At 64.7% G+C, this 2,456-nt stretch carries 3 protein-coding genes and 1 riboswitch; of the genes, 1 reads left to right on the forward strand and 2 read right to left on the reverse strand.

Annotated elements, in window-relative coordinates:
- Window positions 1-12: 12 nt before the first annotated feature.
- Both cobW and BKY26_RS12235 read right to left on the reverse strand, forming a co-directional pair.
- On the reverse strand, window positions 13-1,053 hold the full coding sequence (gene cobW, locus BKY26_RS12230; RefSeq protein ID WP_071690672.1) for a cobalamin biosynthesis protein CobW: 1,041 nt from the start codon (window positions 1,051-1,053) through the stop codon (window positions 13-15).
- A 3-nt stretch (window positions 1,054-1,056) separates the two neighbouring features.
- Window positions 1,057-1,443: a DUF1636 family protein gene (locus BKY26_RS12235; RefSeq protein WP_071690673.1), complete on the reverse strand. Its 387-nt coding sequence runs from the start codon at window positions 1,441-1,443 to the stop codon at window positions 1,057-1,059.
- Window positions 1,444-1,528: 85 nt separating this feature from the next.
- A riboswitch (cobalamin riboswitch) is annotated at window positions 1,529-1,753 on the reverse strand.
- Window positions 1,754-1,790: 37 nt separating this feature from the next.
- Here BKY26_RS12235 and cobO point away from each other — a divergent pair.
- Window positions 1,791-2,411 carry a cob(I)yrinic acid a,c-diamide adenosyltransferase gene (gene cobO / locus BKY26_RS12240; protein ID WP_071690674.1) on the forward strand — a complete coding sequence of 207 codons (621 nt, stop codon included), beginning with the start codon at window positions 1,791-1,793 and terminating at the stop codon, window positions 2,409-2,411.
- Window positions 2,412-2,456 lie beyond the last annotated feature (45 nt).

Raw genomic sequence — 2,456 nt, forward strand, 5'->3', positions numbered from 1 at the left:
GATGTCGGCAAGTCACGCCTGCGCCTCCAGCACCGCGCGGATCGCGGCGGCATCGACGTGGTCATGCTCGCCGATCACGACAAGCTGCGACCGGCGGGGCAGGTCGCCCCAGGGACGGTCGAACTGGGTGCGCAGGCGCTCGCCCACGGCCTGAACCAGCAGTCGCATCGGTTTGCCCTTCACGGCGATATACCCTTTCACCCGCAGCGCATTCTGTTCCCGCGCCAGCCGCAGAACGGCGGCTTCCAGCGCTTTGACATCTTCTACCTCGTCCAGCTCGATCACCACGCTGTCAAAATCGTCATGTTCGTGGTCATCCGCGCCGTCATGGTGGCTGGGACGCGCATCGAGATCGTCTTCGGCGGCTGCTTCCAGCCCCAGAACCACGCGCGGGTCGATGACGCCCTCGGTCATCGGCAGGATCGAAACGGGGCGGGGCATTTCGGCTTCGATCACCGCGCGGGCCTTGGCAAGGCCGTCCTCTCCGGCCAGATCGGCCTTGGAGAGCAGCACGATATCGGCGCAGGAAATCTGATCCTCGAACACCTCGCCAAGCGGCGTGTCGTGGTCGAGGCTGTCATCGGCCTCTCGCTGCGCCTGAACGGCGTCCACGTCGCTGGCGAAGCGGCCAGCGGCCACGGCCTCGGCATCGGCCAGAGCAATCACGCCATCGACGGTGATGCGGGAACGGATCGCGGGCCAGTCGAAGGCCTTCAGAAGCGGCTTGGGCAGGGCCAGGCCAGAGGTTTCGATCAGGATATGATCGGGCGTCTCGGGCAGCGCCATCAGCGCCTCGATGGTGGGGATGAAGTCATCGGCCACGGTGCAGCAGATGCAGCCATTGGCGAGTTCCACGATGTTTTCCGCCGGGCAGTTTTCATCCGCACAGGTCTTGAGGATGTCGCCATCCACGCCCGCGGTGCCGAACTCGTTGACCAGAACGGCCAGCCGCTTGCCCTGATTGTTGGTCATCAGGTGGCGGATCAGCGTGGTTTTGCCCGCGCCGAGAAAGCCGGTGATGACGGTGACGGGGATCTTGGAGAGCGATTGCATGGGTCAGTCCTTGGGGTCTGGGGCCGAGAGCGGGGGGATGCGGGCGATGGATTGTTTGCGGAACACCTCGGGCCGTTCGCGCCAGGGCACGAGACCGTCGGTGGTGGCGGCATAGGCGCGGATACCGGCGAGGATCTGGTCGAGGTGATCCTCGGGGTCGAGGCGGCCATAGATATAGGTCCAGCGGTCGGGCCCGCCGGTCAGCGCCAGCGAGCAGCCATTGGAACAGGCGGACAGGCATTCATTGCCGCGCAGGCGCACACCTTCGGGCAGGTCGGCGGCTTGCAGCGCCGCGTGCAGGCGGAAGCCCGGGCGCGGTTCCTCGTGCACCCGTTCGCCCTCCACCGTCTTGCGGCAGGTCGTGCAGACCGTGACTGTCACCTCGCCCATGCGCGGCCTCTCTCGATTTTGCGAAAAGGGATGACCAGCCGGGGCGCGTTTGCCCATCATGGCCGGCGCGACACACCCCGTTCGCCCGTTACTCCTGTTGCTGGCAGGTCTCCCGGCTTGCGGATATCGGGGCAGGTCTGCCCCGGCGGCGTCTGGTCCTTCCCGGGCTGTGCCAGTGGTTCCAGGGCCTTCTCCGGTCACGGTCGCGGGGGCGGCTGCGCTTCGGCGATGAACCGTGCAAGGTCGCAAAGCCTGTCGCATTCCCTCTTCGCCTGTTCTAGGAACAGGAACCAGCAGACCCGCACCTGCGGCATGAGCCGCACCGATGTCAAGCGAAGGATGAAGAAATGGCCGATACGCCGCTCTCGGATGAAGACCGCCACGCCCAGAAGATGGCCAAGAAGAAGGCCGCGCGCGACAAGATCATGGCCACCAAGGAAGGCGAGAAGGGGCTGATCATCGTCCATACCGGGCCGGGAAAGGGGAAATCCTCCTCCGGTTTCGGGATGATTCTGCGCTGTATCGCGCACGAGATGCCCTGCGCGGTGGTCCAGTTCATCAAGGGGGCCTGGGATACAGGCGAGCGGCGCATTCTGGAGGGGAATTTCTCTGACCTTTGCCAGTTTCACGCCATGGGCGAGGGCTTTACCTGGGAGACCCAGGACAAGAGCCGCGACATTGCCATGGCCGCGAAGGGCTGGGAAAAGGCGAAGGAGCTGATCCGGGACCCGGAAATCAAGATGGTGCTTCTGGACGAAATCAACATCGCGCTGCGCTATGACTATCTGGATATCGCCGAGGTTGTGCGGTTCCTGAGCGAGGAAAAGCCGCCGATGACCCATGTTGTACTGACCGGGCGGAATGCGAAGGAGGAGCTGATCGAGATCGCCGAACTGGTGACCGAGATGACGCTGGTAAAGCACCCGTTCCGGTCGGGGATCAAGGGGCAGAAGGGAGTCGAGTTCTGAGAGCGGTTTCGCCGCCTTCGGCGTCGACCCGCGGGGGGCGCTGCC

The sequence above is a fragment of the Nioella sediminis genome (assembly GCF_001879695.1).
Taxonomy (GTDB): Bacteria; Pseudomonadota; Alphaproteobacteria; order Rhodobacterales; family Rhodobacteraceae; genus Nioella; species Nioella sediminis.

Coding starts and splice junctions, on each gene's coding strand:
- cobW (WP_071690672.1), bottom strand. CDS start 1,053: ATGCAATCGCTCTCCAAGATCCCCGTCACCGTCATCACCGGCTTTCTC.
- BKY26_RS12235 (WP_071690673.1), bottom strand. CDS start 1,443: ATGGGCGAGGTGACAGTCACGGTCTGCACGACCTGCCGCAAGACGGTG.
- cobO (WP_071690674.1), top strand. CDS start 1,791: ATGGCCGATACGCCGCTCTCGGATGAAGACCGCCACGCCCAGAAGATG.